This is a genomic window from Peterkaempfera bronchialis (assembly GCF_003258605.2).
GTDB classification, from domain to species: domain Bacteria; phylum Actinomycetota; class Actinomycetes; order Streptomycetales; family Streptomycetaceae; genus Peterkaempfera; species Peterkaempfera bronchialis.
In genome coordinates this window covers 1,662,978-1,689,429 of the sequence record NZ_CP031264.1, presented here as the reverse complement: position 1 = coordinate 1,689,429, position 26,452 = coordinate 1,662,978, and the positions used below count along the sequence as shown (strand labels likewise).

27 protein-coding genes and 1 pseudogene are annotated in these 26,452 nt (G+C 71.3%); 16 read left to right on the top strand and 12 right to left on the bottom strand.

The genetic code is table 11. The features are described 5' to 3' along the window. Positions 1 to 2: 2 nt before the first annotated feature. Positions 3 to 674, top strand: a complete 672-nt coding sequence (locus tag C7M71_RS31535; protein ID WP_111489759.1) for a helix-turn-helix transcriptional regulator — start codon at positions 3 to 5, stop codon at positions 672 to 674. A gap of 201 nt (positions 675 to 875) precedes the next feature. Here the strand turns inward: C7M71_RS31535 and C7M71_RS33170 are convergent. The 6 genes and pseudogenes from C7M71_RS33170 to C7M71_RS07350 form a co-directional block, all read right to left on the bottom strand. Then, positions 876 to 1,289, bottom strand: a pseudogene (locus C7M71_RS33170) (4'-phosphopantetheinyl transferase family protein); the annotation flags it as partial. A gap of 124 nt (positions 1,290 to 1,413) precedes the next feature. After that, a complete protein-coding gene (locus tag C7M71_RS07370) occupies positions 1,414 to 2,175 on the bottom strand; it encodes an SDR family NAD(P)-dependent oxidoreductase (protein ID WP_111489757.1) in 762 nt (253 codons plus the stop codon). Positions 2,176 to 2,187: 12 nt separating this feature from the next. Further along, positions 2,188 to 2,967, bottom strand: a complete 780-nt coding sequence (locus tag C7M71_RS07365; RefSeq protein ID WP_111489756.1) for a crotonase/enoyl-CoA hydratase family protein — start codon at positions 2,965 to 2,967, stop codon at positions 2,188 to 2,190. After that, complete coding sequence (locus C7M71_RS07360; protein ID WP_111489755.1) at positions 2,964 to 3,767, bottom strand: enoyl-CoA hydratase/isomerase family protein; 804 nt, start codon at positions 3,765 to 3,767, stop codon at positions 2,964 to 2,966. Before C7M71_RS07360 ends, C7M71_RS07365 begins: the two co-directional genes overlap by 4 nt. Further along, positions 3,764 to 4,660, bottom strand: a complete 897-nt coding sequence (locus tag C7M71_RS07355) for a 3-hydroxyacyl-CoA dehydrogenase family protein (RefSeq protein ID WP_111489754.1) — start codon at positions 4,658 to 4,660, stop codon at positions 3,764 to 3,766. The genes C7M71_RS07360 and C7M71_RS07355 overlap by 4 nt, the downstream gene beginning before the upstream one ends. Continuing rightward, positions 4,657 to 5,697, bottom strand: a complete 1,041-nt coding sequence (locus C7M71_RS07350; RefSeq protein ID WP_111489753.1) for a 3-oxoacyl-ACP synthase III family protein — start codon at positions 5,695 to 5,697, stop codon at positions 4,657 to 4,659. The genes C7M71_RS07355 and C7M71_RS07350 overlap by 4 nt, the downstream gene beginning before the upstream one ends. A gap of 321 nt (positions 5,698 to 6,018) precedes the next feature. On the opposite strand from C7M71_RS07350, the gene C7M71_RS07345 reads away from it, so the two are divergent. Together C7M71_RS07345 and C7M71_RS07340 are read left to right on the top strand one after the other, a co-directional pair. Continuing rightward, complete coding sequence (locus C7M71_RS07345; protein ID WP_229758597.1) at positions 6,019 to 6,990, top strand: 3-oxoacyl-ACP synthase III family protein; 972 nt, start codon at positions 6,019 to 6,021, stop codon at positions 6,988 to 6,990. Between the two features lie 7 nt (positions 6,991 to 6,997). Next, on the top strand, positions 6,998 to 7,966 hold the full coding sequence (locus C7M71_RS07340) for a zinc-binding dehydrogenase (RefSeq protein ID WP_111489751.1): 969 nt from the start codon (positions 6,998 to 7,000) through the stop codon (positions 7,964 to 7,966). 71 nt (positions 7,967 to 8,037) lie between these two features. Here C7M71_RS07340 and C7M71_RS07335 read toward each other — a convergent pair whose 3' ends face one another. Further along, positions 8,038 to 9,513 carry an MDR family MFS transporter gene (locus C7M71_RS07335; RefSeq protein ID WP_111489750.1) on the bottom strand — a complete coding sequence of 492 codons (1,476 nt, stop codon included), beginning with the start codon at positions 9,511 to 9,513 and terminating at the stop codon, positions 8,038 to 8,040. A 125-nt stretch (positions 9,514 to 9,638) separates the two neighbouring features. On the opposite strand from C7M71_RS07335, the gene C7M71_RS07330 reads away from it, so the two are divergent. Further along, entirely contained in the window at positions 9,639 to 10,319 is a 681-nt protein-coding gene (locus tag C7M71_RS07330) for a TetR/AcrR family transcriptional regulator (RefSeq protein ID WP_162824169.1), read from the top strand. Here the strand turns inward: C7M71_RS07330 and C7M71_RS07325 are convergent. The 5 genes from C7M71_RS07325 to C7M71_RS07305 are packed head-to-tail and all read right to left on the bottom strand — an operon-like array spanning position 10,297 to position 15,399. Continuing rightward, positions 10,297 to 11,541, bottom strand: a complete 1,245-nt coding sequence (locus C7M71_RS07325; protein ID WP_162824168.1) for an acyltransferase family protein — start codon at positions 11,539 to 11,541, stop codon at positions 10,297 to 10,299. The genes C7M71_RS07330 and C7M71_RS07325 overlap by 23 nt on opposite strands. Continuing rightward, positions 11,538 to 12,746: an LLM class flavin-dependent oxidoreductase gene (locus C7M71_RS07320; RefSeq protein WP_111489748.1), complete on the bottom strand. Its 1,209-nt coding sequence runs from the start codon at positions 12,744 to 12,746 to the stop codon at positions 11,538 to 11,540. The genes C7M71_RS07325 and C7M71_RS07320 overlap by 4 nt, the downstream gene beginning before the upstream one ends. After that, the gene (locus C7M71_RS07315; protein ID WP_111489747.1) at positions 12,743 to 13,600 is read right to left on the bottom strand and encodes an arylamine N-acetyltransferase family protein; all 858 of its coding nucleotides are present in this window, start codon (positions 13,598 to 13,600) and stop codon (positions 12,743 to 12,745) included. The genes C7M71_RS07320 and C7M71_RS07315 overlap by 4 nt, the downstream gene beginning before the upstream one ends. A gap of 4 nt (positions 13,601 to 13,604) precedes the next feature. Next, positions 13,605 to 14,894, bottom strand: coding sequence for an FAD-dependent oxidoreductase (locus C7M71_RS07310; RefSeq protein WP_111489746.1), 1,290 nt, complete (start codon positions 14,892 to 14,894; stop codon positions 13,605 to 13,607). Further along, on the bottom strand, positions 14,887 to 15,399 hold the full coding sequence (locus C7M71_RS07305) for a flavin reductase family protein (RefSeq protein ID WP_162824167.1): 513 nt from the start codon (positions 15,397 to 15,399) through the stop codon (positions 14,887 to 14,889). The genes C7M71_RS07310 and C7M71_RS07305 overlap by 8 nt, the downstream gene beginning before the upstream one ends. A gap of 366 nt (positions 15,400 to 15,765) precedes the next feature. Between C7M71_RS07305 and C7M71_RS07300 the strand changes: the two genes are divergently transcribed. The 12 genes from C7M71_RS07300 to C7M71_RS07245 all read left to right on the top strand — a co-directional run bounded on the left by C7M71_RS07300 (position 15,766) and on the right by C7M71_RS07245 (position 26,451). Next, entirely contained in the window at positions 15,766 to 16,599 is an 834-nt protein-coding gene (locus C7M71_RS07300) for a 2-amino-3,7-dideoxy-D-threo-hept-6-ulosonate synthase (protein ID WP_111489744.1), read from the top strand. A 57-nt stretch (positions 16,600 to 16,656) separates the two neighbouring features. Continuing rightward, positions 16,657 to 17,832: a 3-dehydroquinate synthase II family protein gene (locus tag C7M71_RS07295; RefSeq protein WP_111489743.1), complete on the top strand. Its 1,176-nt coding sequence runs from the start codon at positions 16,657 to 16,659 to the stop codon at positions 17,830 to 17,832. Positions 17,833 to 17,899: 67 nt separating this feature from the next. Beyond that, a complete protein-coding gene (locus tag C7M71_RS07290) occupies positions 17,900 to 19,324 on the top strand; it encodes a class I adenylate-forming enzyme family protein (protein ID WP_111489742.1) in 1,425 nt (474 codons plus the stop codon). After that, positions 19,321 to 20,574 carry an enoyl-ACP reductase FabV gene (gene fabV / locus C7M71_RS07285; protein WP_111489741.1) on the top strand — a complete coding sequence of 418 codons (1,254 nt, stop codon included), beginning with the start codon at positions 19,321 to 19,323 and terminating at the stop codon, positions 20,572 to 20,574. The genes C7M71_RS07290 and fabV overlap by 4 nt, the downstream gene beginning before the upstream one ends. A gap of 80 nt (positions 20,575 to 20,654) precedes the next feature. Next, positions 20,655 to 20,927, top strand: coding sequence for an acyl carrier protein (locus C7M71_RS07280; protein WP_162824166.1), 273 nt, complete (start codon positions 20,655 to 20,657; stop codon positions 20,925 to 20,927). Beyond that, a complete protein-coding gene (locus tag C7M71_RS07275; RefSeq protein WP_111489739.1) occupies positions 20,924 to 21,184 on the top strand; it encodes an acyl carrier protein in 261 nt (86 codons plus the stop codon). Before C7M71_RS07280 ends, C7M71_RS07275 begins: the two co-directional genes overlap by 4 nt. Beyond that, entirely contained in the window at positions 21,174 to 22,349 is a 1,176-nt protein-coding gene (locus tag C7M71_RS07270) for a beta-ketoacyl-[acyl-carrier-protein] synthase family protein (RefSeq protein ID WP_111489738.1), read from the top strand. The genes C7M71_RS07275 and C7M71_RS07270 overlap by 11 nt, the downstream gene beginning before the upstream one ends. Then, positions 22,346 to 23,029 (top strand): beta-ketoacyl-[acyl-carrier-protein] synthase family protein, encoded by a 684-nt coding sequence (locus C7M71_RS07265; RefSeq protein ID WP_111489737.1) that lies wholly within the window; start codon positions 22,346 to 22,348, stop codon positions 23,027 to 23,029. Before C7M71_RS07270 ends, C7M71_RS07265 begins: the two co-directional genes overlap by 4 nt. 14 nt (positions 23,030 to 23,043) lie before the next feature. Next, positions 23,044 to 23,469, top strand: coding sequence for a hotdog fold thioesterase (locus C7M71_RS07260; RefSeq protein WP_111489736.1), 426 nt, complete (start codon positions 23,044 to 23,046; stop codon positions 23,467 to 23,469). Positions 23,470 to 23,472: 3 nt separating this feature from the next. Next, positions 23,473 to 24,393: a MaoC/PaaZ C-terminal domain-containing protein gene (locus tag C7M71_RS31530; protein WP_229758596.1), complete on the top strand. Its 921-nt coding sequence runs from the start codon at positions 23,473 to 23,475 to the stop codon at positions 24,391 to 24,393. Further along, complete coding sequence (gene pdhA / locus C7M71_RS07250; protein ID WP_407675872.1) at positions 24,386 to 25,477, top strand: pyruvate dehydrogenase (acetyl-transferring) E1 component subunit alpha; 1,092 nt, start codon at positions 24,386 to 24,388, stop codon at positions 25,475 to 25,477. The genes C7M71_RS31530 and pdhA overlap by 8 nt, the downstream gene beginning before the upstream one ends. Further along, on the top strand, positions 25,474 to 26,451 hold the full coding sequence (locus tag C7M71_RS07245; RefSeq protein WP_111489734.1) for an alpha-ketoacid dehydrogenase subunit beta: 978 nt from the start codon (positions 25,474 to 25,476) through the stop codon (positions 26,449 to 26,451). The genes pdhA and C7M71_RS07245 overlap by 4 nt, the downstream gene beginning before the upstream one ends. The last annotated feature ends 1 nt before the right edge of the window (position 26,452 follow it).

The window sequence follows — 26,452 nt, the reverse complement described above, 5'->3', positions numbered from 1 at the left end:
CCATGAGCGATATACAGGTGTACTCGAATCCGGTCGGTTCCCTCGCCCGGACCTCCGTACTGGTGGTCCTGGAGAGCGAGTTGGTCCGCTGCGGCGTGTTCAACCTGCTCCACAATGTCCCCTCCGTCGCCCAGGTCTGGTCGTGCAGCGGCCCGGTCGCCGCCCGTGAACTCCTTATCGAGCACCGGCCCGACATCGTCGTCTGCCATGGCAGCGGCGAGCTGGCGCCCGGGCTGATCCAGGAGGCGGAAGCCTTCGAGGCACGCGTCCTCCTGCTCCTCGAAGACCTTCGCCTGGAGGCCATCGACGAGGTGGTGCTGCTCTCCTCACATGGCTTCCTCATACAGTCCGAGCTGACCTCGGCGAGCCTGTGCGAGGCGTTGGCCCGGCTGGACCGGGGGGAGATGCCGCTGCCCGCAGGGCTGGCCCGCACCCTGATGGTGCGCGTCCGGGGGACCGCCGGGTTCCACTCATCCCGCAAGGTCTCGCTCACCCCCCGCGAGCAGCAGGTCCTCTCGCTGCTGGCGGAGGGCCTCAGCAACAAGCAGATCGCCCGCCGACTCACCATCTCCGAACACGGGGTCAAGCGGCACGTCACCAACCTGCTCGCCAAGCTCAACTCCCCCAACCGCACCCTGGCTGTGGCACTGGCCCTCCAGGAGGGCCTGGTCTGAGCGCCCTCCGGTGATCACGGCGAACTCAGCCGACCCAGCCGACCCAGCCGACCCCGCCGGCACGGCGACCGCGGCGACATGTCCGGCCCCGACCTGCGGCTCGGCGGTCCGCCACAGCGACCCGGCCCGCAGCCCGGGCACACCCGGTACGGACCAGTGATGCGGGTCCGGCCAGGCCACCACCCGGGAGACCCCGCCGGGCAGCCCCGTACCGCAGGCTTTGAGCACCGCCTCCTTACAGGTCCAGCGCCGCAGCAGCGCTGCCTGCGACCGCGCCGCACCTGCCGCCCCTGCCGTACCGCCCTGCCCCGCACCGGCCCAGCGGGCCAGATCCGCCGGGTCGAGCACCCGCTCGGCCAGCATCCCCGGCATCCGCAGCGGACGCACCCGTTCGATGTCGACACCGAAAGGGCCCGTCGTGGAGAAGCCCGCCAGTACGGCGCCTGCGGTGTGCGAGAGGCTGATGTGCAGCCATGGTGCACCCTCGACCAGCGGCCGCCCCGCCGAGTCCCGGCCGATGCCGACCCGCTCCGGTGCGACCCGCAGCACCGGCGCCAGAACGAGCCGGAGCAGTGCGTGCGCCGTCGCGTACGAGGACTGAGCCGCAGCCGGCATCCGCGCGAGGCGGGCCCGTTCCGGTGCGGACAGCATCCGTACCAGCGCCGCCTGTTCGCGTGCCGATCGGTCCGTACCGGCAAGCCAGATGCGGGGGCCCGGCCGCCTGGACCGGCCCACGCCGTCAGATCGGGCCAAGGCGCACCGCCCCGTCCAGTCTGATGACCTCGCCGTTGAGCATGGGGTTGTCGATGATGTGCGCGACCAGCGACGCGAACTCCTCGGTGCGGCCCAGTCGTACGGGATGCGGGGTCTGCCGGGCGAGCGAGTCGCGTGCCTCGTGCGAGAGTCCGGCGACCATGGGCGTGTCGAACAGGCCCGGGGCGATGGTCACCACCCGGATCGCGTGCCGGGCCAGGTCGCGGGCGAGCGGCAGGGTCATGCCCGCGATTGCCGCCTTGGCGGCGGTGTACGCGGTCTGCCCTTCCTGGCCTTCGTACGCGGCGATGGACGAGGTGCAGACCACCACCCCACGGTCGCCGTCGACCGGTTGATTGGCGGCCATCGCCTCGGCGGCCAACCTGACCACATTGAAGGTGCCCAGGAGGTTGACCCGCACCACGCGCTCGAAGTCCTCCAGAGGCAGCGGGCCTCTGCGGCCCAGGGTGCGTCCCGGCACCGCGATGCCCGCGCAGCTGATCAGCGCTCCGAGCCGCCCCAGCGAACGGGCCGCGTCGACGGCCGCTGCCACGTCCTCGGTACGGGTGACATCGCCGGGTACGAAGACGGCGTGGCTGCCGAGGTCGGCGGTGACCTTCTCCGCCCGGTCCGATCGGCGGCCCATGAAGACCACCCGGGCACCGGAGGCGACGAGTCGCCGGGCAGAGGCCAGCCCCAACCCGGACGTGCCGCCGGTGACCAGCGCGACATTGCCGTGAATGTCCACCTCTGCCCCTCCTCAGCGTCCCTGCCAGACCGGGGAGCGGCGTTCGGCGAACGCCAGCATGCCTTCCTTCGCGTCCTGGCTGGCCAGTAGTTGTGTGCTGAATTCGGCGTTCTCGGACCAGATCTCTGACTCGGGTGCGCCGGCGGCGGCAGCGCGGATCAGCCGCCTGCTGGCCTGCACCGACAGAGGAGCGTTGGCCGCGATCCGCTCGGCGAGGACGAGCGCCATGGACAGCGCCTCGCCCTGCGGGACCAGTCGGTTGACGAGATGCCATTCCCGCGCTGTCGCGGCGGAGATGGGCTCCCCGGTCAGTGCGGCCTCCATGGCAGCGCGGAACGGGACCTGCTGTGGCAGCCGGATCAGCCCGCCCGCCCCGGCAAGCAGCCCACGGGAGGCTTCCGGCAGGCCGAATCGGGCCTCTTCGCCGGCCACGACCAGATCGCAGGCCAGCACGATCTCGGTGCCGCCGCCGTATGCCACGCCGTCGACGGCGGCGATCAGCGGCTTGCGCACCGGGTGGTGGGTGATCCCGGCGAATCCCCATTCCTCGTGGGCGGGGTCGTGGACGGGTTCCCCCGCAGCCAGTGCCTTGAGGTCGGCTCCGGCGCAGAACGCCCGGCCGGCGCCGGTGAGCACGCCGACCCGCAGCTCGGGGTCGCGGTCCAGGAGGTCCAGTGCCGCGCCGAGTTCGGCAGCCAGGGCGGAGTCGACGGCGTTGAGCACCTCGGGTCGGTTGAGGGTGAGGACGGCGACGGGGCCGCGGCGTTCGACGAGCAGCGGGGTGGTGGTCATGTCCGTACTCCGAACTGTGCGGACCGGCGGCCGGAGAACGCGGAGATGCCCTCCATGGCGTCCGCCGTCCCCGCCGCAGCGCTGAGGGTCACCGACTCGTCCTCAAGGTGGTCGGCGAGAGAGCGGGCGAACGAGGACCGCAGCAGCCGCTTGGTCTGGCCGTAGGCCGTGGTGGGACCGGCGGCGAGCTCCACGGCGACCTCCAGGGCCCGCTTCTGCAACTGCCCCGCCGGTACGGTCTCGGTGGACAGACCCCACTTCTCGGACTCCTCGGCGTTCATCACATGGCCGAGCAGGGTCATGTGCTGGGCTCTGCGCAGTCCCACCAGCCGCGGCAGCAGATGGCTGGTCGAGGCGTCGGGGGTCAGACCGAGCGCGCCGTACGCCGAACGGAAGGTGGCGCTCTCGTCGGTGAGCAGCACGTCGGCCAGGCAGGCGAGGCCGAGGCCGGCACCCGCGACGTGGCCCTGCGCGGCGACCACCAGCGGGGCGGCCATGGCCGCCAGACGGCTGAGCGCCGCGTGGAGGTAGCTGGTGATCTCCATCAGATGGCTGGGCAGGTCGTCCGCCGCCTCGAACGCCTTCAGATCGCCGCCGACGCAGAAGTGGTCGCCGGCTCCGGTGAGCAGGACGCAGCCGCTGGAGGCGGTGCGCTCCAGCAGGGCGGCCCGCAGGAGTTCCTGGGCGAGCCGCAGGTCGATCGCGTTGCGCCGCTCCGGGCGGATCAGATGCAGCCGGGTGACCCCGCGCTCCCAGGTGATCTCGATCCTGCTGAACTCCGCAGTGGGGTCCCTGGTCATCGCACTCCTGCCCTGGCCTGGCCGGCCGTGTCGGCGTAGTCATGGAATCCGCGGCCGGTCTTGCGTCCGTGATGCCCGGCCGCGACGAGGTCGCCGAGCAGGGCAGGCGCTTGGTACGCGGGGTTCCCGGTGGCCCGGTGGAGTCCGGCTGCCACGTCCTGGAAGACGTCCAGTCCGCTCAGATCGACGGAAGCGAGCGGGCCCATGGGATGGCCGAAGCCCAACTGGCAGGCCCGGTCGAGGTCGGCGGCCCGGCAGGTGCCGTCCTCGACCATGCGGATGGCCTCCAGGATCAGGACGGTCAGCAGTCGGGTGGTGATGAATCCGGGGGTGTCCCGGTCGACGACGACGCTCTCCTTGCCGATCTCGTCGGCGAAGGCCCGTGCGACGGCCATCGCCGTGTCGGAGGTCTCCGGGCCGCGCACGATCTCGCAGAGCCTCATCATCGGCACCGGCGAGAAGAAGTGCGTGCCGACGACCCGCTCGGGCCGTGCCGTGGCACGGGCGATCAGGCCGATGGGGATGCCCGACGTGTTGGTGGCGAGGATCCGCGCGCCGGTGCAGAGGTGGTCGAGTGCGGCGAAGACCCCCTGCTTGACGCGAAGGTCCTCGGCGATCGACTCGATCACCACGTCGGCCCGGGCGCAGTCACCGAGGTCGGTGGTGCGGCTGATCCGGCCGAGCACCTCGGCCGGATCAGCGGGTGCGCCGTCGTCCGCATCCCGGCGGGCGATGCGGCGCAGCGACTCCTCGATGGCCGCGGTGGCCCGGTCCAGTCCTGCCCCGGTGCGGCTGTAGAGGACCACGTCCCGGCCGGCCGCAGCCGCCACCTGGGCCAGCCCCGCGCCCATGGTGCCCGCGCCGACGATGGCAACCGGTCCGGGGGCGTTCATGAGAAGAGGCCGAAGTCGTCGTCGCCGGTCCAGCGGATCAAGGTCCCGCCGTGGCTCATGCCCGCGCCGAAGGAGACGATGACGACGTTGCTGCCGGGCTTCAGGCGGCCGGTGTCCATGGCCTCCCGGAGGACGAGCGGTACGCCGGCGCCGGAGGTGTTGCCGTACTTCTGGACGTTGGTCATCGTCCGGTCGGCGGGCAGGCCCAGCCTCTCCATCAGCAAGTGGATCAGATGGTAGTTGGCCTGGTGGAAGACGATGAGGTCGATGTCGTCGACGGAGAGGTCGTGGGTCTTGACGAGCTCCTCGACGAATCCGGGGACCCGGTCCAGGGCGAAGTCACGGACGCCACGGCCGTGCATATGGGCGAAGTTGTCGCCGAAGGCCGACTGCTTGGGGGTGCCGTCGGCCCAGGTGCGCTTCTCGCGCTTGACATAGGCGGTGGTGTACGCGGTCGGGTCGCTGCGCAGCAGGGCGGAGGTGACGCCCTTGCCCGCCTCGACCGGCTCCAGCAGGTAGCACGCGGCGCCGTCGCCGAAGATGACGCCGACGGTGCGGTCCTGGGGGTCGAAGGTCTTGGTGCTGACGTCGGCCAGGACGACGGCGACCCGCCGGTAGGCGCCGGAGGCCACGTACTTGGCGCCTACGTCCAGTGCCCAGGTGCCGCCGGGGCAGCCGCCGGTGTTGACATCGAAGCCGGGCACGCCCTGGATTCCGGCCTTGCCCATGATGGCCACGGCCGTCGCCGGGATGAGGTGGTCCGGGGTGTAGGTGCCGCAGATGAGCAGGTCGACGGTTTCGGGGCTGACTCCGGCTCGCTCGCAGGCGTCGAGCAGGGCGGCGGCGCCGAGGTCGGAGGACCACTCGTCGGGAGCCGACCAGCGACGGGTCTGCACCCCGATGTACTCGCTGATCCAGGCATCGGTGGTGTCCAGGCGCTGCTCGAGTTCGGCATTGGTGACGACCCGTTCGGGAAGACGGCCGCCGATTGCTCTGATTCCCACGCCGTGCGGCCCGCTGATTGCAATGTCTGCCATGGTGCGGAGTCTTGTCTTCGGGCAGGGGCTGCCGGAAGAGCCGTTCCGGCTGCCCCATCGCCATCGACGGAAGGTCCGGTCAGCACCCTGCCCGTCCGGGCAGGGTGATCGGTCGCGCCGAACAGCCACCACGAAAATACTGCCGTCACTGGCCTTTCGCGCCTGGTCCTGCCCGTCGGCCGGAAATTAGAGTCCCGAGCACCGCAGGAAAGCCGTGCGAAGCGGCGTTCCCCTCTCTCCGGGAAGTGAGCAGAAATGCCAGACACCATTGCGAGTACCGCGGAATTGACCGGAGTTCGGCAGGGTGGCCTTCAGTTTCCCGTGGGCATCGTCGGCACCGGCTGCCATGTGCCGTCCGACATCGTCACCAATGCCGATCTGGTGCGGACGCTGGACACCACCGACGAATGGATCACCTCCCGTACCGGAATCCGGGAGCGGCGTTGGCTGGAGGACGGTCGGACCACGTCCGACATGTGTGTTGCGGCGGCCCGGCAGGCGCTGGAGAACAGCGGCCGCGCCGCCACGGACATCGACGCGATCATCGTCGCAACCTTCACCTACGACCAGCCTCTGCCGTCGACCGCGCTGATCGTGAAGGAGGCCCTGGGCGCCGCCAACGCCTTCCCGCTGGACCTCGGCCAGGCGGCGTGTGCGGGGGGTGTGTACGGCATGCTGACGGCCGCGCACCTGCTGCAGAACGAGCGGCTGCACAACGTCCTGGTGATCGGCGCCGAATGCCTGTCCCGGGTGACCGACCCCGAGGAGCGCTCCACCCGCGTCTTCTTCGGCGACGCGGCCGGCGCCGTGGTGATGAGCCGCACCGAGCCGGGGCACGGCCTGCTCTCCTGGGACCTCGATGCGTCGCTCTCCCACGCGGTGGAGATCCCCTCGGGCGGCGCGAGCCTGCCCACCACGGCGGAGACCGTCGGCCGGCGGCAGCACTTCCTGAAGATGGACGGACGGGCCGTGTGGGTGGAGGCCACCAAGCGGCTGCCGGAGAGCATCCGCGCCACGCTGGACCGGGCAGGTCTGGATCCGACGGCCGTCGACCACTACGTCCTGCACCAGGCGAACCTGAACATCGTCCATGAGGCGATGGATGTGCTGGGCGTGGACCGCACCCGGGCCGGAGTCACCGTCGACAAGTACGGCAACACCGGCGCCGCCACCGTCTTCACCGTCCTGCACCAGGCCATGGAGCGCGGCGAGATCAACCGGGGCGACCTGCTGGTCATCTCGGGGATCGGCGCGGGGTTCATCTGGGGCACCCTCTGCCTGCGGGCCGGGTGAGGCGGCAATGTATGCCGTGGTCGCCGAGCGGTCCGTACCGGACGACCCGCTCGCCGGTCTGCGTACCGGTGACTGGCCCGAGCCGCAGCAGCGGGAGGGCTGGGCGACCGTCTCCGTCCGTGCCACCGCGCTCAACCACCATGACCTGTGGACACTGCGCGGTGTCGCCGTGCTGCCCGGACAGCTCCCGGTGGTGCTGGGCAGCGACGCCGCCGGGGTGGACGAGAGCGGGAACGAGGTCATCGTCTACCCGGTCATCGGCGATCCGCTGGCCGGTGGCGGGGATGAGACCCGCGACCCCGCCGTCCGGTTCCTCTCCGTGCAGCAGCCGGGGACCTTCGCCGAACAGGTGGCAGTCCCACGGCGCTGCCTGGTGCCCAAACCGCCCGAGATCGGCTTCACCGACGCCGCCTGCCTGCCCGGCGCCTGGCTGACGGCCTATCGGATGCTCTTCGAGAAGTCGGGGGCGGAGCCGGGTTCCGTCGTCCTTGTGCAGGGTGCGGGCGGTGGTGTCGGCACCGCACTGGTCAGCCTGGGGCGGGCCGCAGGCTACCGGGTGTGGGCCGTGAGCCGGTCGCCGGACAAGCGGCGGAGGCTGGAGGAGATCGGCGCCGAGCTGGTGCTCGCCCCCGGTGCCCGGCTGCCGCACAAGGTGGACGCGGTGCTGGACACGGTGGGCGAGAGGACCTGGGCGCACTCCCTGCGGGCGCTGCGCACCGGCGGCCGGCTGGTGGTCTCCGGGGCGACGACGGGTGGCTTTCCGCCTGCGGACCTCGGCCGGATCTTCGCCAACCAGCTGTCCGTGGTGGGCTCGACCATGGGGACGGCCGATCAGCTGGCCCGACTGGCGGCCTTCTGTGTACGCGCCGGGATACGGCCGGTGGTGGACCGGGTGCTGCCGCTGTCGAGCGTACGGACGGGGCTGGCCGCCCTGGAGTCCGGCGAGGTCTTCGGGAAGATCGTCTTCACGGTGTGAGCGGCGGTACCGACACATCGGCCCGGCTCCGCTTCCGCGGGCCGGGCCGAACTGCCGTGACCGTGGCGCTGCTACGCGTTGGCCGTCTTCTGGGCCGCCGGCTGGGACGCCTGCCCGTCCGGGGCCGGCCGGGCAGCCGGGACCGTACGGGGCAGGAACAGCACCGGCAGCAGGGTGAGCGCGGTGAAGGCGAACACCCACCAGAAGGACAGGCTGAACGACTCGGCGAGCGGCGTCCCGGAAGCCTTGCCGTCCGTGATGGCGTTCTGCAGAACGACCGCGACGACCGCGGTGCCGACGGAACCGCCCAGCCGCTGGAAGATGTTCATGGCGCTCGACGCCCGAGGCATCGCCGCCGGGGCCAGGGAGCGGTAGGCCGCGGCCAGGCTGGGCAGGGTGACCACGCCGACGCCGATACCGCGGGCGACCATGGCGGCGGCGAGCACCGCCTGGTTGGAGTTCTCGTCGATCAGGGCGAACGGCAGCGTGCCGAGCAGGGCGATGAACACGCCGGCCAGCGCCAGCAGTCCGGGCTTCATCCGGTCGGTGGCCTTGCCGACGAGGGCCATCGCGATGACATAGCCGACGCCCTGCGGTGCCAGCATCAGGCCGGCCTGCAGCACGGTGTCGCCGCGCTCCAGCTGGAAGTAGAGCGGGAGCAGGAACATGGCGCCGAACACGGCCGCGTTCAGGGTGAACTGGGTGAGCACGGCCGCCGAGTAGCCGCGGTCCGCGAGCAGCCGCAGGTCGATCAGGGGCGTGCGGGAAGTGCGCAGCGCGTGCACGGCGAAGCCGGCCAGCAGCAGCACACCGGCCACCGTGTACGGGAGGCTGCCGCTGCCGGTGAAGCCCTTGCTGCCGCTCTCGGCGGCACCGTAGAGCAGCAGGGCGAGGCCGGGGGAGAGCAGCAGCAGGCCCAGCACATCGAGCCGGGCCTCCCGGGCGGGCCGCCCGGCGGGCAGCTTGACCCAGGCCAGCGCGATGGCGGACAGGCCGATGGGGATGTTCACAAAGAAGATCCAGCGCCAGTTCAGCCCGTCCACGAACGCTCCTCCGATCACCGGGCCGATGATCGGGGCGAGCATGGCGGGGACGGAGACCACGGCCATGACGCGGCCCAGCCTGCTCGGTCCGGCGGCCCGGGCGAGCATGGCCTGCGCCATGGGCATCACCATGCCGCCGCCGAGCCCCTGGATCACCCGGAAGACGATGAGGCTCTCCACCGACCAGGCGGCGCCGGACAGCACCGAGCCGACCAGGAAGAGAGCCTGCGCGGCCAGCCACATCCGCTTGGCGCCGAAGCGCTCCATGGCCCAGCCGGAGAGCGGCACCACGATGGACAGCGCGAGGAGGTATCCGGTGACGGTCCACTGGATGGTGTCGAGCGTGGAGCCGAACTCCTGCGTCAGGGCGTCGATGGCGACGTTGACGATGGTCCCGTCGAGCAGGGTCGTCACAGCACCGAGCACAAGGACGCCGCACAGCCACCAGAGCTGGGCGTCGATCCGGCTGTCCGGCTCCGCCGCCGGGGGCGTGGGTCGGGTCATGGCAGGAGTCCCCTCCGTACGAGCAAGGTCAGGGCGGCACGAAAGTTGGACTGTGCCGTCTATATTTGAATAGTAGACTGAGTCGTCCAGAAATCAAGCCGGTATCGGGACGCGGAGGCAGACCGGTGACGAAACCCCAGAGCGCCACGAGGCCCGGACGCGCGGGCACGGCCGGACCGCGCCCGCGCAGAACCCACGGCGGCCGGGATCGCCGGGCCCAGATCCTGGAGGCGGCGGCAGGCGTCTTCATCCGGGACGGCTTCGTACGCGGCAGCGTCGACGCCATCGCCGCCGAGGCGAACGTCGCGAAGCAGACCCTCTACAACCACTTCGGCGACCGGGAGACCCTGGTCATCAAGGTCGTCGAGAGCGCGATGGACCCCCTCGCCGCGCAGTTCGGCACGGTGGTGAAGGAGACCATCGCCGCCCACGACTGCGCCGACCTCAGAGCGCAGTTCGTCGACTTCGGCCGCCGCTGGGTGCGCCTGATGCTCTGCGATGACACGGCCGCCCTGCGGTGGCGCATCCTGGCCGACGCCCCGCTGGAGGAGTCCCTCCGCGTCGCGCTGAGGGGCGTCGACCAGGAGGCGAGCATCCGCGCCATCGCGGAGCAGCTCGCCCTCCTCGACCGGGCCGGCCGGCTGTCCGTACCCGACGCCGAGGACGCGGCCCGTCAGCTGCGGGCCCTGCTGATCGGTGAGGCTCAGCTGCAGTCGGTCCTCGGGCAGGTGGCGCTGGACGAGGAGGCGATCGCCGCAGTCGCCGAACGCGGGATCGGCATATTCATGCGGGCATACGGGCGCTGACCGTGGCCGGTGCGACCGGGCCGGTGCCGTCCGGTCGCATCACGCGTGGCCGCAGGCGTCGCATCATCGGCACCTCGACCCAGCGATAGGCCGCCCAGGCCGCCAGCGAGCACAGGGCGAGGCAGCCCAACACGGCCGGACCCACCAGCCAGCCGGGCAGCGCCGCCTCCTTGTCGGCGAGCACTCCGGCGGCGGCGAGCGCGGGGCGCAGCACATCGGCCACCACGGCGAGCAGCAGCAGCTGGAACACATACAGGCAGTACGAGATCTCACCGAGGAAGCGCATCCGGCGGCCCCGCAGTGGGCTCCACCGGCCCTGCAGGTCCGCCACCGCCAGCGCGGCCATCAGCATCACAAACGGGAGGAAGGTCCCCGCCTCGTGCTGAAGCCGGGGCGGAAGCTGCTGGTTGACCGCCCAGCCCGCCAGGCAGATCACCAGCGACCAGGCCACCGAGGGGCCGCGCCATGCCTGCCTGCGCACCAGCAGCGCCGCAGCGACACCGGCGGCGAACTCCAGTACCCGGAAGCCCGGGAAGACATAGGTGAACCAGTATGCGAAGGGACCGCCCACCGGTCCCGTCGGGATCATCTCCGTTGCCGGGTAGGGGAGGTCGACCAGGGCGCCCAGGGTGTACGGCAGCACCAAGGACAGCGCCACCGCCGCGCCGATCACCAGGTACAGGGTCCTGACCCCGGACCGGCGCAGCCACAGGAAGAGCAGCGGCATCGCCAGATAGAAGAACGCCTCGCAACTCAGCGACCAGGTGACCGGGTTGAGCCCGAAGTACAGCCCCTGGTCGGGCACCCATGACTGAAGCAGCGTCAGGTGCAGCGCCACATTGGCCACGCTGGGCGCCTGGCCCATACCGGCGAACAGCACAAACGCCAGCACCGTCGAGACGAGGTACACCGGGTAGATCTTGGCGAACCGGCGCTGCCAGAATCGCCGGACCGTGTCCGTGTCCGGCCGGTAGGTCCAGGCGAGGACGAAGCCGCTGAGGATGAAGAAGCAGCTGACGCCGATGGTTCCGGTGCCGAAGAAGAAGTGCAGCACCTCGTCGGCGGGCCCGCGCTCGTCCGCACCGACCCGGGTGCCCAGCTTGAGTGCGGAGATGTGCTCGCCGAACACGAGCAGCGCCGCCCACCAGCGCAGACCGGTCAGCGAGTCGAGTCGGCCACCGACCTTGGGTACGGACTGCTCGGGTCTCACGTGGGGTCTCACGAGGTCTCCTCCGGGGTGGCCGGGACGGGCAGCGGAAGCTTCGGGGCGGCTGCACCGGAGTCCGTGAAGGCCCTCTGGAAGGCGCCGATCGCCTGGGTGACGAACTCGGTGCGGTTCTCCCTCACCCACTCACGGGAGGTCTCGAAGCCCTCCAGCGACCCGTTGAACTGCGGGACGACAAACCGCGCCAGGCGTTCGAAGCTGCGCTTGGTGTTCTCGCGTGACGCCCAGTCCGCGCCGGTGACCAGCAGCTTTCCAAAGCCGCCGCTGCTCTTGTGGAGCTGCTCGATGCCGTCGGCCACCTCGTCGGGCGAACCGACGATCGCGGCGCCCGACTCCACCAGCGCCTCGATCTCACCGCCGGGCTCGATGCCCAGCGCATCGACCGGCAGGCCGACGATGTCGCCGAAGTAGCCCCGCATCCAGGCGGCCGCACCCTCGCGCAGCTCCTCCATCGCCTGCCGGCGGGACTCGCCGACGTAGACATTGACGACCAGCCGCCAGTCGGCACGTCGTACGGTCCGACCGGCCGCCGCAGCAGCCTCCTCGGCGTACTCCCACTGACGCGCCAGATCCGGCGCGGTACCGCCGGGCCGCGGCGAGGCGAACGACAGCGGGCTCAGCCCGTGCCGCCCGGCCAGCTGCATGCTCTGCGGGGAGGCGGCGCTGGAGATCGCGACCTCGATGCCACCGGGGCGGAACGGTCGGTGCTGCAGCCGCGCGTCGCGCAGGGTGAACCAGTCCGTCCGCCGGGTCACCGGCCCCCGTCCGGCGAGCAGTTCGAGTACCGCCTCCAGTGACTCGGCGGTCATCCGGCGCTGCTCGCCGGGGTCGATCCCCAGCATGTGGGCGTCGCCCGGGGCCGAGCCGGCGCCGACGCCCAGCATCACCCGGCCACGCGTCTGGTGGTCGAGCTGGACGATCCGCGAGGCCACCATGAAGGGGTGGTGGTACGGGAGGCTGGTCACACCGGTGCCCAGCCGGATCTGCCGGGTGCGCTCGGCGGCTGCCGCGAGGAAGATCTCGGGGCTGCCGATGGTGCCCCAGCCACCGGAGTGGTGCTCGCCGATCCATGCCTCGTCCAGGCCGAGTTCGTCCAGCCACTCCACCAGTTCGAGGTCCCGCCACAGTTGCAGGGTCGGGTTCTCGCCGGGTGGGTGGAGGGGGGAGATAAAGGCTCCGAAGCCGATGTGCGGCCTGCTCATACGATGGTCTCCTCGGTGGTCGGTGCGGCTGGGGGGTGGTCTCCCATCAGGCGCTGCCGGATACGTGTTCCGCGCTCGGCCAGCTGCGGATGGCCGGCGAACACCGTCTCCATCACCTGGTGAAAGGCATGGGCGGTCTCGACCCTGCTGCTGCGCTCGGCGCCGCCCTCGACGGCCTCGATCAGCAGGTCGTTGACGAGCGTGACCTTGCCGTCCGGAGTGACGCGCGAGCACATCAGGGTGTGCAGGATCGGTGAGTCGTTCGCGGGGTTGAGATAGAGCTCGACGATCTCGCCGAAGTGCTCGGCGCCCTTCGGGTCGCGCGTGAAGCAGTGGATCGGAGCCCACCGGCCACTGAGCCCCTTGCGCTGCGCGACGAACGCCTCACCGTCGCGGAGCACCCGGAACTCCCAGCCCCGCTCGGTGCGCACGGTCCCGTCGAGTTCAAGCGGCTCGACAGCGGTCAACTGGGAGTAGGCGACGTCGACCAGCCATTCGGCGCCGGCGAGCCGCACCAGAAGGACCATGTGGTCGCCGGTCTCCGTGTAAGCCCGGTCCTGGGGCAGCCACGGGCGGGCGGCCAGCGTGGTCACGTCATAGCCGAGGGAGGTCAGCAGCGCCGCGAAGAGGTTGTTGACCTCCATGCAGGAGCCGCCCTGACGGCGGACCACGACCTTCTCGAAGACGCTCTGCGTGTCGATCTCCGGCTTGATGCCGTCCGGTCCGTCGAGCAGCTCGAAGGGGACGCTGCGCACATGCGCCCGGCACAGGGCGCGGAGCACCTCCAGGGTGGGGTCGAGCGGGCCCTCGTAGCCGATGCGGGCCAGGTACCCGTGCCAGTCCGGCTGTGGCATCCGGTCAGCCCTCGTTCCGGGTGGGACGGCGACCGGCCGCCGCGAGGGCGGCGCGCAGCTCGGGCTGGCCGAGGGCAAGCGGGGCGAACTCCGGCAGATGCCCGACGCCCTGGCCGCCGCCCTGCTGCCCGCTGCGCTCCGCGAGGGCTGCCAGGTGGATCCGCTGCATGTCCTGGAAGGCCGAGATGAACGGCATACGGATGGCCTCGAAGCGGCGCAGCGCTGCGGTGTCGCCCGCCGTCAGCGCCTCGTCCACGGCGTCCGCGAGGCAGGCCGCGTCCTGCAGCGAGAGGTTCAGCCCCTGCCCGCCGTAGACGTGCACGCCGTGCGCACTGTCACCGACGAGCAGGACGTTGCCGGCCACCCAGCGCTCGGGGCGCACGATGTGGTGGGGAAACTCCCGCACCTGCTTCCGGTCGCGGGTGTGGGCGCGGATCCAGTCGGCAGCGCCCGGGATGCCGCTCGCATAGCGCTCCACCAGCTCCGCCAGCGAGCCGTCCGCCACCCGCCCGGCGGTCGTCTCGTCTGTGATCCAGACGAAGAGCAGTTGGTCGTCGGCGATCGGGGTGCCGAGCATATAGCCGTCGGCGGTGAAGTAGGCGCGCATCACCCCGCCCCAGAAGTCGGGCATGGGGACGCGCAGTTCGAGGTAGCCCCGGCGGAACTCGGTGATCTCGGAGGAGATCCCGGCCATCCGGCGGACCGCGGAGCGCTTGCCGTCGCAGCCCACGATCAGCGAGGGACGCAGCGTACGCATCCCCTCGGCGGTCTCCAGCAGCAGGCCGCGGGGGCCGTCATCGGCCCCATCGCGCTCGGGCAGGCCGTGCACGGTGGCCTCATAGACGATCTCGACGCCCGGGGTGGCGAGGACGGCCTCGGTGAGCACGTCGCGCAGGTGGACGATCGAGGTCGGCAGAGCGAAGTCGACCGGTGCGCCCGGGAGTTCGGCGTAGGAGTATCCCGCGACGACGGTGTCGGCGGCGATCACCTCGCCATGGGTGACGGGGGTGGTGCCCTTGACCAGGTCGGGCAGCAGGCCGAGGTCGCCGAGCACACCGAGCGTGGCGGGCTGCAGGATCGGGCAGATGCCGTTGCCGGGGCCGGGCCGTGGGGCGGGTTCCCGCTCGATCAGCAGCACCCGGCGGCCGAGGCGGCCGAGGAGCAGGCCGAGGAGCAGGCCGGCCGGGCCTGCGCCGACGATGACGACATCCGGGTCGGCGGCCGTAGCCGGCTGCGGAAGGGGACCGGTCGCGGACCTCGTCGACGGCTCGGACGGTGCGGACGGTTCAGACATGGGTGCTCTCCACCTCGCGTGGCCTGCTCAGGGCGGGCACGGGACGTTGGTCGGTGAGCCGGGGATAGCCGCCCGCGTAGAACACAAGCGGCCGGTCCGTGGTCCGCCCCTGGTGGACGGAGGTCACCCGGCCCAGGAAGAGGGTGTGGTCGCCGCCGGGATAGGCGGCCTCGACGGTGCACTCGAACGCGGCGAGCGACCCTGCGGCCAGCGCGGTGCCACCGGCTCCGGTCCAGCGGCCGAGCCGCTCGTAGGCCGCGATGCCACGGGGCCGGTCCTGGCGGGCGAAGACCCCGGACAGCTGCTGCTGCTCCTCCGCCAGCACGCTCACGGAGAACGCCTCGCCCTGACTCAGCTGCCGGTGCAGCCGGCCGTTCGTCCGCACGCTCACCAGGAGCAGCAGGGGATCGAGCGACACGGACGTCAGCGAATTGGCGGTCATCGCCTCGGTGGACGTTCCGGTCCCGCACGCGATGACGGTGACGCCGGTGCAGAACCGTCCCATGGCCTGCCGAAATTCCGCTCGGTCCGACCGGGTCCTTTCATGATCGATGGCCGAACTCATCTGCCGCCCACCTTCCTCTCGGTCGTGAAGGCCATCCTTCAATGAACGGCAAAATTCGCCAGTCCCGTACGGGGTGCACCATCGGGCAGTCCGGCCGACGACCGACGTCCTGCCAGGTCTTTTCGCCGCACGGAGGAGGGGGGTTGGGCGCCTTGACCACGCCTGGCGGAATTCCCTAGATTCCTCGTCATCCGCTGCACCGCACCAACAGGCAGCGATCCTGTCGAATACGTGACGCCGATGGGGCTGACAATTACCCCAGGTGCTTGCGGACGTATGTGTCGTCCATGAAGGGCGGATATTCCCATGCCTCGATCCCTTTCCAGTGGAAGGGGGCTTCGTCTCAGCCGGCTCTCCCGCCGGGCCGACGATCGATACCTCTTCATCCCGCTGGACCACTCCGTCTCCGACGGCCCGGTCGTCAATGCCGATGAATTCGGCGCCCTCATGGGGGCGCTGGTCGCCGGCGGCGCCGACGCGGTGATCGTGCACAAGGGCCGTGCCCGGAACATCGACCCCCGGCATCTGCGGGAGTGCGCGCTGATCATCCATCTCAGCGCGGGCACCGCCCATGCCGCCGACACCAACCAGAAGGTGCTGGTCGGCAGTGTCGAGGACGCCGTGCAGCTCGGCGCCGACGCGGTCAGCGTCCACGTCAACGTGGGCTCCGAGACAGAGGCCCAGCAGCTCGCCGACCTCGGCAGCGTGGCCGCCGCGTGCACGCGGTGGGAGATGCCGCTGCTCGCGATGATCTATCCGCGTGGCCCCCGGATCAGCAATGCACACGACCCCAAACTGCTCGCCCATGTGGTGAACATCGCCGCCGACCTCGGCGCCGACCTCATCAAGACCTCGGCGGCCGTGCCGATGAGCTCGATGGCCGCGGTCGTGGCCAGCTGCCCGGTGCCGGTGCTGGTCGCGGGCGGTCCGCAGAACGGCCAGGACCTCGCCGGGTACGCGCAGAGCGCGCTCGACGCCGGTTGCAGCGGCCTCGCCGTCGGCCGCCGGGTCTTCACCAGCCCCGACCCCGAGAAGCTGGTGCGGGAGCTCGTCGAGACCGTGCACGCTCCTCACCCGCACAATCCGGTCGGGCTTCCGCTCTCCGTCTCCGCGCTCTATGACACGGCCGCCACGGTCTGACCCGGTCGGCGCCCCGCATTCCGTGTCTCCTCCGCCACTTCTCCCGTAGGGATTCCCGTGAAGTTCGCCTGGATCGACATTCGTTCCGTCGCCCCCGCCCACGCGCCCGCGGTCGTGGACGCGGCCATCCACGCCCGGCTCGACGGCATCGTCGACTCGCGCCCCGAGGTGCTGGCCACCCTGCCGCCGACTGTGAAGAAGGTGCTCCTCCCGTCCGGCCCGGCCACCGCCGGCACCGCCGAGGACGCCAGGTCCCGCAAGGGCAAGAGCGGCGACGCCAAGGCCGCCGACATCGCGGCGTCCTCCTTCGCCGACCTCGTCGCGGTGACCGTCACCGACGACGGCCAACTCAACGACCTGCGGCTGAGGTTCCTCTCGGGCGAGAAGGCCGCGACCGCCTTCGTCGAGGTCGTGGACCAGCGCACGCTCGACCTCGCCTGCGCCGCCGCGAGCGTGCTGCCGTACACCGTGGTCAGGTTCCGCGACCCCACCAAGATCCCGCTTGAGATCGTCATCGCCGCCGCCGACCGTTCCGAGGGCCAGCTGATCTGCGAGGTCACCTCCCTGGAGGAGGCCGAAATCGTCGTCGGCGTGCTGGAGAAGGGGTCCGAGGGCCTGATGATGGCCCCGAAGACGGCCGACGACGTCTTCAAGCTCGCGGAGCTGCTGGCCTCCAGGACCGCGCCGCTCGAACTGACCCCCCTGACCGTCCAGTCCATCGAGCACTCGGGCATGGGCGACCGGGTGTGCGTCGACACCTGCACCCACTTCGAGAAGGACGAAGGCATCCTGGTCGGCTCGTATGCGCACGGCTTTGTGCTCTGCGTCAGCGAAACCCACCCGCTGCCGTACATGCCCACCCGCCCGTTCCGCGTCAACGCCGGCGCCCTGCACTCCTACACGTACGGGGCCGACAACCGCACCAACTACCTCAGCGAGCTGCACGCCGGCGCGACCGTCCTCGGCGTCGGTGCCGACGGCCGCACCCGTCGGATCGCTGTGGGACGGGTCAAGCTCGAGTCCCGCCCGCTGCTCACCATCAAGGCGGTGTCCCCGGAGGGTGTCGAGGTCAGCCTGACCGTCCAGGACGACTGGCACGTGCGGGTGCTCGGCCCCGGGGCCGCCGTCCTCAATGTCACCGAGCTGAAGAAGGGCGACCAGCTGCTCGGCTACACGCCCACCGACAAGCGCCACGTGGGCTGGCCCGTCGGCGAGTTCTGCATCGAGAAGTGAGCTGACCGCTCGGGTGCGCCCGCTGGGGCGCACCTGCGGCACCAACGTCCCGACATCGGAGATCCCTATGGAGAACGCGCCGCTCAAAAGCTGGATCGCGGACATGCTCCGCCGGCACCCGGAGGACACGATCTGGGCGCAGGCCCAGACGCAGGTGACCTGGGGCACTCTGCGCTCGAAGGTGGCTGATCTGGCCCAGCTCTTCGAGATCCAGGGCATCAGGCCCGGTTCGACCGTCGCCGTGCAGATGATCCCCAGCTTCACCTACCTGTGGACCGTGCTGGCGCTGTGGACGCGCGGTGCCCAGGTCATCCTGATGGACCCGCGACTCACCCGGACCGAGGTGGAGCGCCTGCTCAACCTGTGCGAACCACAGTTCCTGATCAGCTCCGGCTCCTCCGGTGCGATTCGCGTGGTCTTCCAGGGCGAGTGCGAGGTCCAGGTGGAGGTCCGCCGCAGCGGGCACCCGGCAGGCAACCCGCATGTGCTGCTCCAGTTCAGCTCGGGCTCCACCGGCTACCCGAAGGTCATCGGCCGCACCGCCGACTCGCTGCTGGCAGAACTGGCCAGCTTTGCGAAGCTGCCCGAGATGCCGCGTGCCGGTGAGCGGGTCCTGCTCGGCAACTCGCTGACCCACTCCTTCGGGCTGATCGGCGGTGTCCTGCACGCGCTCGGAGCGGGCGCCACCCTGGTCTTCACCACCAACGCCCAGCCCCGGGCGATGCTGTCTACCCTCGCCGCGTCGCAGGCGAATGTGCTGTTCGGGGTGCCCTTCCACTTCGAACTGCTCACCCGTGTCCCGGAGCCGCTGCCGCTGCCCGCCCTGCGGATCGCCGTGTCCGGCGGCGAGGCACTGCGCCCCGAGGTGTACGAGCAGTTCCACGAGCGGTACGGCGTCCGGATCGGCCAGGCCTACGGGATGACCGAGACGGGCATCATCGCAACCGACCTGACCGGCGCCCTGGAGCCACCCGCAGTGGGGCACCCGGTCCCCGGCACCCAAGTCCGGGTCCGTGCCGGCGAGCTGGAGGTCCATACGGACATATCCCCCTACCTGTACGCCGGCGACATCGCGAGCCGCTATGCCGACGGCTGGCTGCGCACCCACGACCTGTGCACGGTCGACGAGGAGACCGGGGCGCTGTCCGTGCACGGGAGGACCGACTCCCTGGTCGTCATCGGCGGCCTGAAGGTCGACCTCAGCGAGGTGGAACTGGCTCTGGCCGAGCACCCGAACGTCACCGAGTCGGTGGTCCTCTTCGGCAGCACCATCGAGGCGTTCGTCGGCGTCACCGGCGGCACCACCGCGCGCGAGCTGCAGGCATGGTGCCGGGACCGGCTGAGCCATTACAAGATCCCGCGCAGGTTCGAGCTCGCTCCCGCGATCCCCAGGACCAGCAACGGAAAGCTGGTGCGCAACCGCGAGTTGCTGATGTCGCGCATGAGTCCGGCGTCGCCCGCGCGGTCCGGTCTGAGCGGGGCCCGAGGATGATCGTCACGCCCATGCTGCGCGGCGCGCTGTGCGCCAACGCCCACCCCGACGGCTGCGCGGAGCGGGTCCGCCGCGACATCGCCTATGTACGGGGCCTGCCGAAGTCGACCGGCGCGGACCGGCCCCGGTCCGTGCTCGTCATCGGCGGCTCGGCGGGCCTCGGCCTCGCCACCCGGACCGCCGCCGCCTTCGGCGCCGGTGCCGCGACCGTCAACGTCTGCCAGGAGTCCCCCGGCACAGCGACCAGAACCGGCACGGCCGGCTGGTACAACACCGCAGCGCTGGAAAGCGAGTTGCTGCGGGCCGGCCTGTACGGGCGCACCGTGGTCGGCGACGCGTACAGCGACTCCGTCAAGGAGCTGACGGCCCGGACCATACGCGACGACCTCGGCCGGGTGGACCTGGTCGTCTACAGCCTGGCCGCACCCCGACGCACGGACCCGGTCACCGGTCGGGTGCGCCGCTCGGCCCTGAAGACCCTCGGCACCCCCTTCAGCGCCAAGACATACGACAGCGTGAGCCGTGAGGTCGGCTGGGGCACCGTCGAGGCCGCCACCGAGCAGGAGATCGAGGACACCGTCTCGGTCATGGGCGGCGATGACTGGCGGCGCTGGATCGATGCGCTGGGCACGGCCGGAGTGCTCGCCCCGGACGTCACCACCCTCGCCTTCAGCTACATCGGAAACGCCGGGCTCGCCCCCACCTACCGCGGCGGCACGCTGGGTCTGGCCAAGGAGCATCTGGAGGCCACCGGGCGCGAGCTCGACCAGGTGCTGCGCGGAACCGGCGGCCGTGCCGTCACCGCCGTGATGCGTGCGATGGTCACCCAGGCCAGCTCCGTCATTCCCGCGCAGACCCTGTACACCGTCGTGCTCAGCCGCGTGATGCTCGACATGGGGCTGCAGGAGGGTCCGATCGAGCAGGCGCACCGGTTGCTCACCCAGCACCTCTACCCCGGCCCGCGCGAGCACTCGGCCCTCCCCACCACGGACGACCGCGGCCGGCTGCGGCTGGACGACCTTGAGCTGCGGCCCGATGTGCAGGCCGAGGTCGACCGCAGGCTTGCGCTCGCCGACACCGCCAACGTCGGCGAGCTGGGCGCCCCCCGCGAGTACCGCGCCGAGTCCCTGGCGCTCAACGGCTTCGGCCTGCCGGGGGTCGACTACACCGCCGACACCGATCCGGTACGGGCGCTCGCCGACCACATACGGGTGGTCAACGGCATGCCTCACCCGGCCGTCCGGAGCTGACCGCGCCCCGCGCCGGACACCCCGCTTCCCCCTCCCTTTTTCACCCCCCTTTTTCATCGCCATCCGCGAGGAGAGTTGCTGTGGACACCGACATCCGCTCGTTTGTGATCGGCATCATCAGCGAGATCGACCCGGAGATCACCGAGGACGTCGCCGACGACCAGCCGCTCGGCCCCGGCGGCCTTGAGCTCGAGTCGCTGGCCCTGGTCGAGCTCCTTGTCCAGGTCGAGCACGAGTACAACGTCAAGATCGCCGACGAGGACCCGGCCGCCCAGCCGACCGCCACCCTCGGCGAGTTCGTGGCGGCCGTCGCCCAGCGCCGGGACGGCGAGTCCGCCGAGGCGCTCGCGTGATCGGCACGGACGAGATCCGCCGACTCCTCACCCGGCACCAGATCGTCCCCGCCGACTACGAGGAGCTCGACGACGACACCCCGATCACCCTTGACTCGCTCGCCCTGGTGTGGCTCCAGCACGTCCTGGACGAGGAGCACGGGATCAGCATCGACCCGTACGGTGCGGACCTCGACTTCTTCACCTCGGCGCGCGGCATCGGCACGTACCTCGCGAACCACGCCACCGATGCGAAGGACGGAATCCATGCCCACTGACATCCGGGTCACCGGATACGACACGTTCACCGCGTTCGGGGCGGGCACCGAGGCCCTGCGCCGGGCCGTGTTCAGCGGCCGGTCGGCGTTCGCCCCCATCGAGCGGTTCGACACCGCCCCTTTCCGCAACGCCCACGGCGCCACATACGGCGGCCCGCAGAACGCGCCACGGCAGCTGGAGACGGTCCTGGACTGCGTACGGGGAGCACTCCACGCGGCCAAGCTGGACCCGGCGGCCGTGCGGGCGGACCGGGCGACCGTCCTCATCGGCACCCAGGGCGACTTCACCGGCATCCACCGTTTCTGGCAGGACGAGGCGGCCGGCCGCCCGCCCGACCCCGCAGACGCGCACCGCAGCTTCGCCGGCGGCATCCCGGCGGCGGTGGCCGCCGAACTCGGCTTCACCGGGCCCCGCCTGGCCTTCATCAACGCCTGCGTGGCCTCGGCGAGCGCAGTGATCCACGCCTGCCGGTTGATCGACGCCGGGCGGGTGGACGTCGCCGTCGTCGGCGGTGTCTACCTGGTGGACGAGGAGCAGTTCGCAAAGTTCGACTCCGGCCGCACCTTCGCCCGGGACGGCCGCCTCCGCTCGTTCGCGCAGGGGCGCAGCGGCATGCTGCTCGGGGACGGCGCCGCCGCGCTGGTCCTGGAGTCGGAGGAGCACGCGCTGCGCCGCGGGGCCCGTTCACTCGCCCGCATCCCCGGCTTCGGGATGGCCGCCGACGCCCACCATGTCGTCCAGCCGCACCCGCAGGGCCTCGGCATGGCCCGGGCCATCACCCGGGCTCTGGGCAGGGCAGCCGTGATGCCCGGGGACATCCAGTACGTCAATGCGCACGGCACCGGTACCCGGCTCAACGACCCGGCCGAGACCGCCGCACTGCGCGCGGCCTTCGGCGGGCACGCCGAGCGGCTCCTGGTCAGCTCCACCAAGAGCATGACCGGTCACATGCTGGAGGCCACCGGGGCGGTGGAGCTCGCGATCAGCCTGATGGCGCTGGAGGAGCAGACCGTGCCGCCCACTGCCGGGTACGACGAACCGGATCCCGCGTGCGACCTCGACTACGTACCGAACGAGCCCCGCCGTGCGGTGCTGCAGCGGGTGCTCTCGCTCAACGCCGGGTTCGGCGGGCTGAACACCGCAATCATCCTGGAGCAGCCGTGACCGTCACCCTCACTCCACGGGTCGTCGCGGCGGCCCGGGTCTCCCCGCACATGGAGGACGCCGAGCTCCCGGGCGTACCCGGGTTCGTGGCCTCGGCCTTCAACCCGCTGGTACGGGAGACCGTACGGCGCTGCCTCGGTGAGCCGGGCACCGCCGGGGCGCCCAACCCGCTCGTCGGCCCGTACCCCGACTCCACCGCGATCGTGCTGGCCACCGTGGCGGGGGACGCGACCACCTCCGACCTGGCCAGCCGCAAGCTGATCAGCGGCCGGGTGCACAACCCGCTGCTCTTCTTCCAGTCGGTGACCACGTCGATCCTGGGCCACCTGACCATTGAGTACGGGCTCACCGGGCCGGTCTCCTGCATCGCCGCGGACAGCGGGGTCGGCGAGGAGGCACTGGCCGCCACGGAACTGCTGCTGACGGACGACGCCATCGACCAGGTGCTGGTGATCGCGGCGGAGCTGGCGGTCAACCCGCGTACCCGGGCCGCCTTCGGGCACCTGGCCGACCGGGGCGGTACCGCCCGGCCGCCCGAGGGAGACCTCGCCGTGGCCCTGCTGCTGCGCCGGCCCGGCGACGACCGGCCCGCCGCCGCCCGCCCCGGATACCAGGACCTCGACGGCGCCGGCCATCTGCGCCACCTGGCCGCGCTCGCGGACAGCGGACCGCACCGGTGAGGAGAGAGCAACCAATGAACCGGTCACTGGCCGAACTGATGGCCGACATGCCCCCCACGCTGGTGGCGGAGCAGCTGATCCACAAGCTGGGCATCGAGATCAAGGAGTGGTCCCTGGAGCGGGTGACCGCCACCATGCCCGTGGCGGGGAACCGCCAGCCGTTCGGCCTGCTGCACGGCGGTGCCAGTGCCGCACTCGCCGAGACCCTCGGCTCCCTGGCCGCCGGTGCCTATGTGGCGCCCGACGGAATGCTGGTCGGGCTGGAACTGAGCGTCACCCACCACCGGGCAGCCCGGGAGGGTCTGGTCACCGGGGTCTGCCAACCGCTGCACCAGGGCTCCCAGGTCGGCACGTACCAGATCTCGATCCGGGACGATCGGGACCAGCTGGTCTGCACCGCACGCCTGACCTGCCTGCTGCGCAAGCGTCCGGGGCGCTGACCGATGACTCCCGAGGAGTACGGGGTGCTCAACGGCAGCACCAGGGTCACCGCGGCAGCGGCCGAGCGGTTCCGGGCGCTGCTGGCGTCGGCCGGCGGGACGGTGAGCCGATCCCGCGTACGCGCCGAAGCGCCGCCGGGCGAGGGGCCGCCGGTCGGGCTGCTGGCGGCCCTCGCCCTGCGGGAGGCCGAGCTGCTGACGGGCCGCCGGCTACGGCACCGGGGGCTGGTGGCCCTGCACGGGATGCAGAGGCTGCGCCTGGTGCGGCAACCGCGTACCGGCGACGGGCTGAGCTCCACGGCCGTCGTCCGGTCCGTGAAGCCGCTCGGCGCGGGCACGGCCACCGAGGTCGCCGTCTCCTTCGCTGACGAGAGCGGGCACCTCGTCGCCGAGTCGACCTCCCTGCTGGTGCACAGCCCGCCGCTGCCGGCCACTGCCCGTACCGCCCCCGCGTCGCCGACCGCTGCCGCTGCCGCTGCCGCTGCCGCTGCCGCTGCCGCTGCCGCCGCCGCTGACCCCGCCACCGTGCCGGACCCCGCGCGGGTATCCAGCTACGAGGTCGCCCGCGAACTGGTCGCCGAGTACGCGGCCGTCTCCGGCGACCACAACCCGATCCACCTGTCCCGGGAGGCCGCCCGCGCCGCAGGACTCGACGACGTGATCGCACACGGCATGCTCACCTTCGCCCTTGCCGGGCGGCATGTGGCGGACCGGGTGGGCCAGGAGCGGATCGCTGAGCTGCAACTGCGCTTCAACCGCCCGCTGCACGTCCCGGCCGCCGGCACCCGGCTCACCATCACCGACCGGACGGCGGCGAACGGCGCCCTGGCCCTTGCGGCCACCGACGCCGCCGGCACCTCCATCGCCACCGGGCGGGCGGCCCTCCAGCCGCCCCGAACCGACCGAGGAACCCACCGTGCCTGATGACGACGACATTCCCATGGTCCAGTTGCTCAGCCCCGACGGCGAGCGCGTCGACCACCCCGACTTCCGCCTGGAGGTCTCGGCCGAGGAGGTCCGCTCCCTCTACCGGGACCTGGTGCTCGTCCGCCGCTTCGACGGGGAGGCCGCCGCCCTCCAACGCCAGGGCGAACTGGGCCTGTGGACCTCGTCGTTGGGCCAGGAGGCGGCACAGGTCGGCTCCGGGCGGGCGCTGCTCCCCGGCGACCACGCCTTCCCGACCTTCCGGGAGCATGGAGTCGCCTGGTGCCGCGGGGTCGACCCGGTCGACCTGATGGGCATGTTCCGCGGGGTCAACCACGGCGGCTGGGACCCCGACGAGAAGAACTTCCACCTCTACACGATCGTCATCGGCGCGCAGACCCTGCACGCGACCGGGTACGCCATGGGCATCGGCAAGGACGGTGCGGACGGCGCCGTCATCGCCTACTTCGGTGATGGGGCCAGCAGCCAGGGCGATGTCAGCGAGTCGTTCACCTTCGCCTCCGTCTTCGACGCCCCCGTGGTCTTCTTCTGCCAGAACAACCAGTGGGCGATCTCGGAGCCCACGGCGCGGCAGAGCCGCGTCCCGCTCCATCAGCGGGCAGCCGGTTTCGGCTTCCCCGGGGTACGGGTCGACGGCAACGATGTGCTGGCCTGCCTCGCGGTGACCCGGTGGGCTCTCGACCGGGCCCGCCAGGGCTCGGGACCGGTGCTCATCGAGGCGTTCACCTACCGGATGGGCGCGCACAGCACCTCCGACGACCCTGGCCGCTACCGCCCGCCCGGTGAGATCGAGGCATGGCAGCGCCGCGACCCGGTCGAGCGGGTCCGTGCGTACCTGCTCCGCGAGGGCTGGGCGGACCAGGCATTCCTGGACGCCGTCAGGGAGGAGAGCGACCGGCTCGCCCGCCATGTCCGCACCAGCGTCCGCGAGATGCCCGATCCGGACCCCGGGCTGATCTTCCGTCATGTCTACGCCGGGCCGCACCCGCTGGTCGACGAGGAACGGGCCGCCTACGAGACCTACGCTGCCGGTTTCGCCGAGGGGAACGGAGCAGCAGCATGACCACGGCCACGATCGTGCAGGCGCTCAACTCCGCCCTTCGGGCGTCCCTGGAGGAGGACCCGAAGACCCTGGTCATGGGTGAGGACGTCGGCCGGCTCGGCGGCGTCTTCCGGGTGACCGAGGGGCTGCACAAGGACTTCGGCGAAACCCGGGTCTTCGACACCCCGCTCGCCGAGTCGGGCATCGTCGGCACCGCGATCGGCCTGGCCCTGCGCGGCTACCGGCCGGTACTTGAGATCCAGTTCGACGGGTTCGTCTATCCGGCCTTCGACCAGATCGTCAGCCAGCTCGCGAAGATGCACGCCCGGGCCCTGGGCCACATCAGACTGCCCGTCACCATCCGCATTCCGTACGCGGGCGGCATCGGCGCGGTCGAGCACCACAGCGAATCCCATGAGGCCCTGTTCGCGCACACGGCCGGGCTGCGGGTGGTCACCCCGTCGAACGCCGGCGACGCGTACTGGATGCTGCGCCAGGCCATCGCGGACGACGACCCGGTGATCTTCCTGGAACCCAAGCGCCGGTACTGGGACAAGGGGGAGCTGACCACCGCCGGGCCGGCGCCGCGTCCCCTGCACCAGGCCGCCGTGGTGCGCCCGGGCCGGGACCTGACCCTGCTCGCCTACGGGCCGATGGTCAAGGTCTGCCTGGACGCGGCCGCCGCCGCCCAGGCCGAGGGCCGCAGCCTGGAGGTCGTCGACCTGCGCTCGCTGTCACCCGTGGACTTCACCACCCTCCAGCAGTCGGTCGAGCGGACCCACCGGGCGGTCGTCGTCCACGAGGCGCCGGTCTTCCTCGGCATGGGCGCGGAACTGGCCGCCCGGCTGCATGAGCGCTGCTTCTACAGCCTGGAAGCCCCGGTCCTGCGCGTCGGCGGATTCCATGCGCCCTATCCGCCCTCCCGAGTGGAGGACGCCTTCCTTCCGGACCTGGACCGGGTGCTCGACGCCGTCGACCGCGCCCTGACGTATTGAG

Bases quoted from the DNA above. Each gene is read 5' to 3' on its own strand.
- C7M71_RS31535 (WP_111489759.1), top strand. From the start codon at position 3: ATGAGCGATATACAGGTGTACTCGAATCCGGTCGGTTCCCTCGCCCGG.
- C7M71_RS07365 (WP_111489756.1), bottom strand. From the start codon at position 2,967: ATGACCACCACCCCGCTGCTCGTCGAACGCCGCGGCCCCGTCGCCGTC.
- C7M71_RS07360 (WP_111489755.1), bottom strand. From the start codon at position 3,767: ATGACCAGGGACCCCACTGCGGAGTTCAGCAGGATCGAGATCACCTGG.
- C7M71_RS07355 (WP_111489754.1), bottom strand. From the start codon at position 4,660: ATGAACGCCCCCGGACCGGTTGCCATCGTCGGCGCGGGCACCATGGGC.
- C7M71_RS07350 (WP_111489753.1), bottom strand. From the start codon at position 5,697: ATGGCAGACATTGCAATCAGCGGGCCGCACGGCGTGGGAATCAGAGCA.
- C7M71_RS07340 (WP_111489751.1), top strand. From the start codon at position 6,998: ATGTATGCCGTGGTCGCCGAGCGGTCCGTACCGGACGACCCGCTCGCC.
- C7M71_RS07335 (WP_111489750.1), bottom strand. From the start codon at position 9,513: ATGACCCGACCCACGCCCCCGGCGGCGGAGCCGGACAGCCGGATCGAC.
- C7M71_RS07320 (WP_111489748.1), bottom strand. From the start codon at position 12,746: ATGAGCAGGCCGCACATCGGCTTCGGAGCCTTTATCTCCCCCCTCCAC.
- C7M71_RS07315 (WP_111489747.1), bottom strand. From the start codon at position 13,600: ATGCCACAGCCGGACTGGCACGGGTACCTGGCCCGCATCGGCTACGAG.
- C7M71_RS07310 (WP_111489746.1), bottom strand. From the start codon at position 14,894: ATGTCTGAACCGTCCGCACCGTCCGAGCCGTCGACGAGGTCCGCGACC.
- C7M71_RS07305 (WP_162824167.1), bottom strand. From the start codon at position 15,399: ATGGGACGGTTCTGCACCGGCGTCACCGTCATCGCGTGCGGGACCGGA.
- C7M71_RS07300 (WP_111489744.1), top strand. From the start codon at position 15,766: ATGCCTCGATCCCTTTCCAGTGGAAGGGGGCTTCGTCTCAGCCGGCTC.
- C7M71_RS07290 (WP_111489742.1), top strand. From the start codon at position 17,900: ATGGAGAACGCGCCGCTCAAAAGCTGGATCGCGGACATGCTCCGCCGG.
- fabV (WP_111489741.1), top strand. From the start codon at position 19,321: ATGATCGTCACGCCCATGCTGCGCGGCGCGCTGTGCGCCAACGCCCAC.
- C7M71_RS07270 (WP_111489738.1), top strand. From the start codon at position 21,174: ATGCCCACTGACATCCGGGTCACCGGATACGACACGTTCACCGCGTTC.
- C7M71_RS07260 (WP_111489736.1), top strand. From the start codon at position 23,044: ATGAACCGGTCACTGGCCGAACTGATGGCCGACATGCCCCCCACGCTG.
- C7M71_RS31530 (WP_229758596.1), top strand. From the start codon at position 23,473: ATGACTCCCGAGGAGTACGGGGTGCTCAACGGCAGCACCAGGGTCACC.
- C7M71_RS07245 (WP_111489734.1), top strand. From the start codon at position 25,474: ATGACCACGGCCACGATCGTGCAGGCGCTCAACTCCGCCCTTCGGGCG.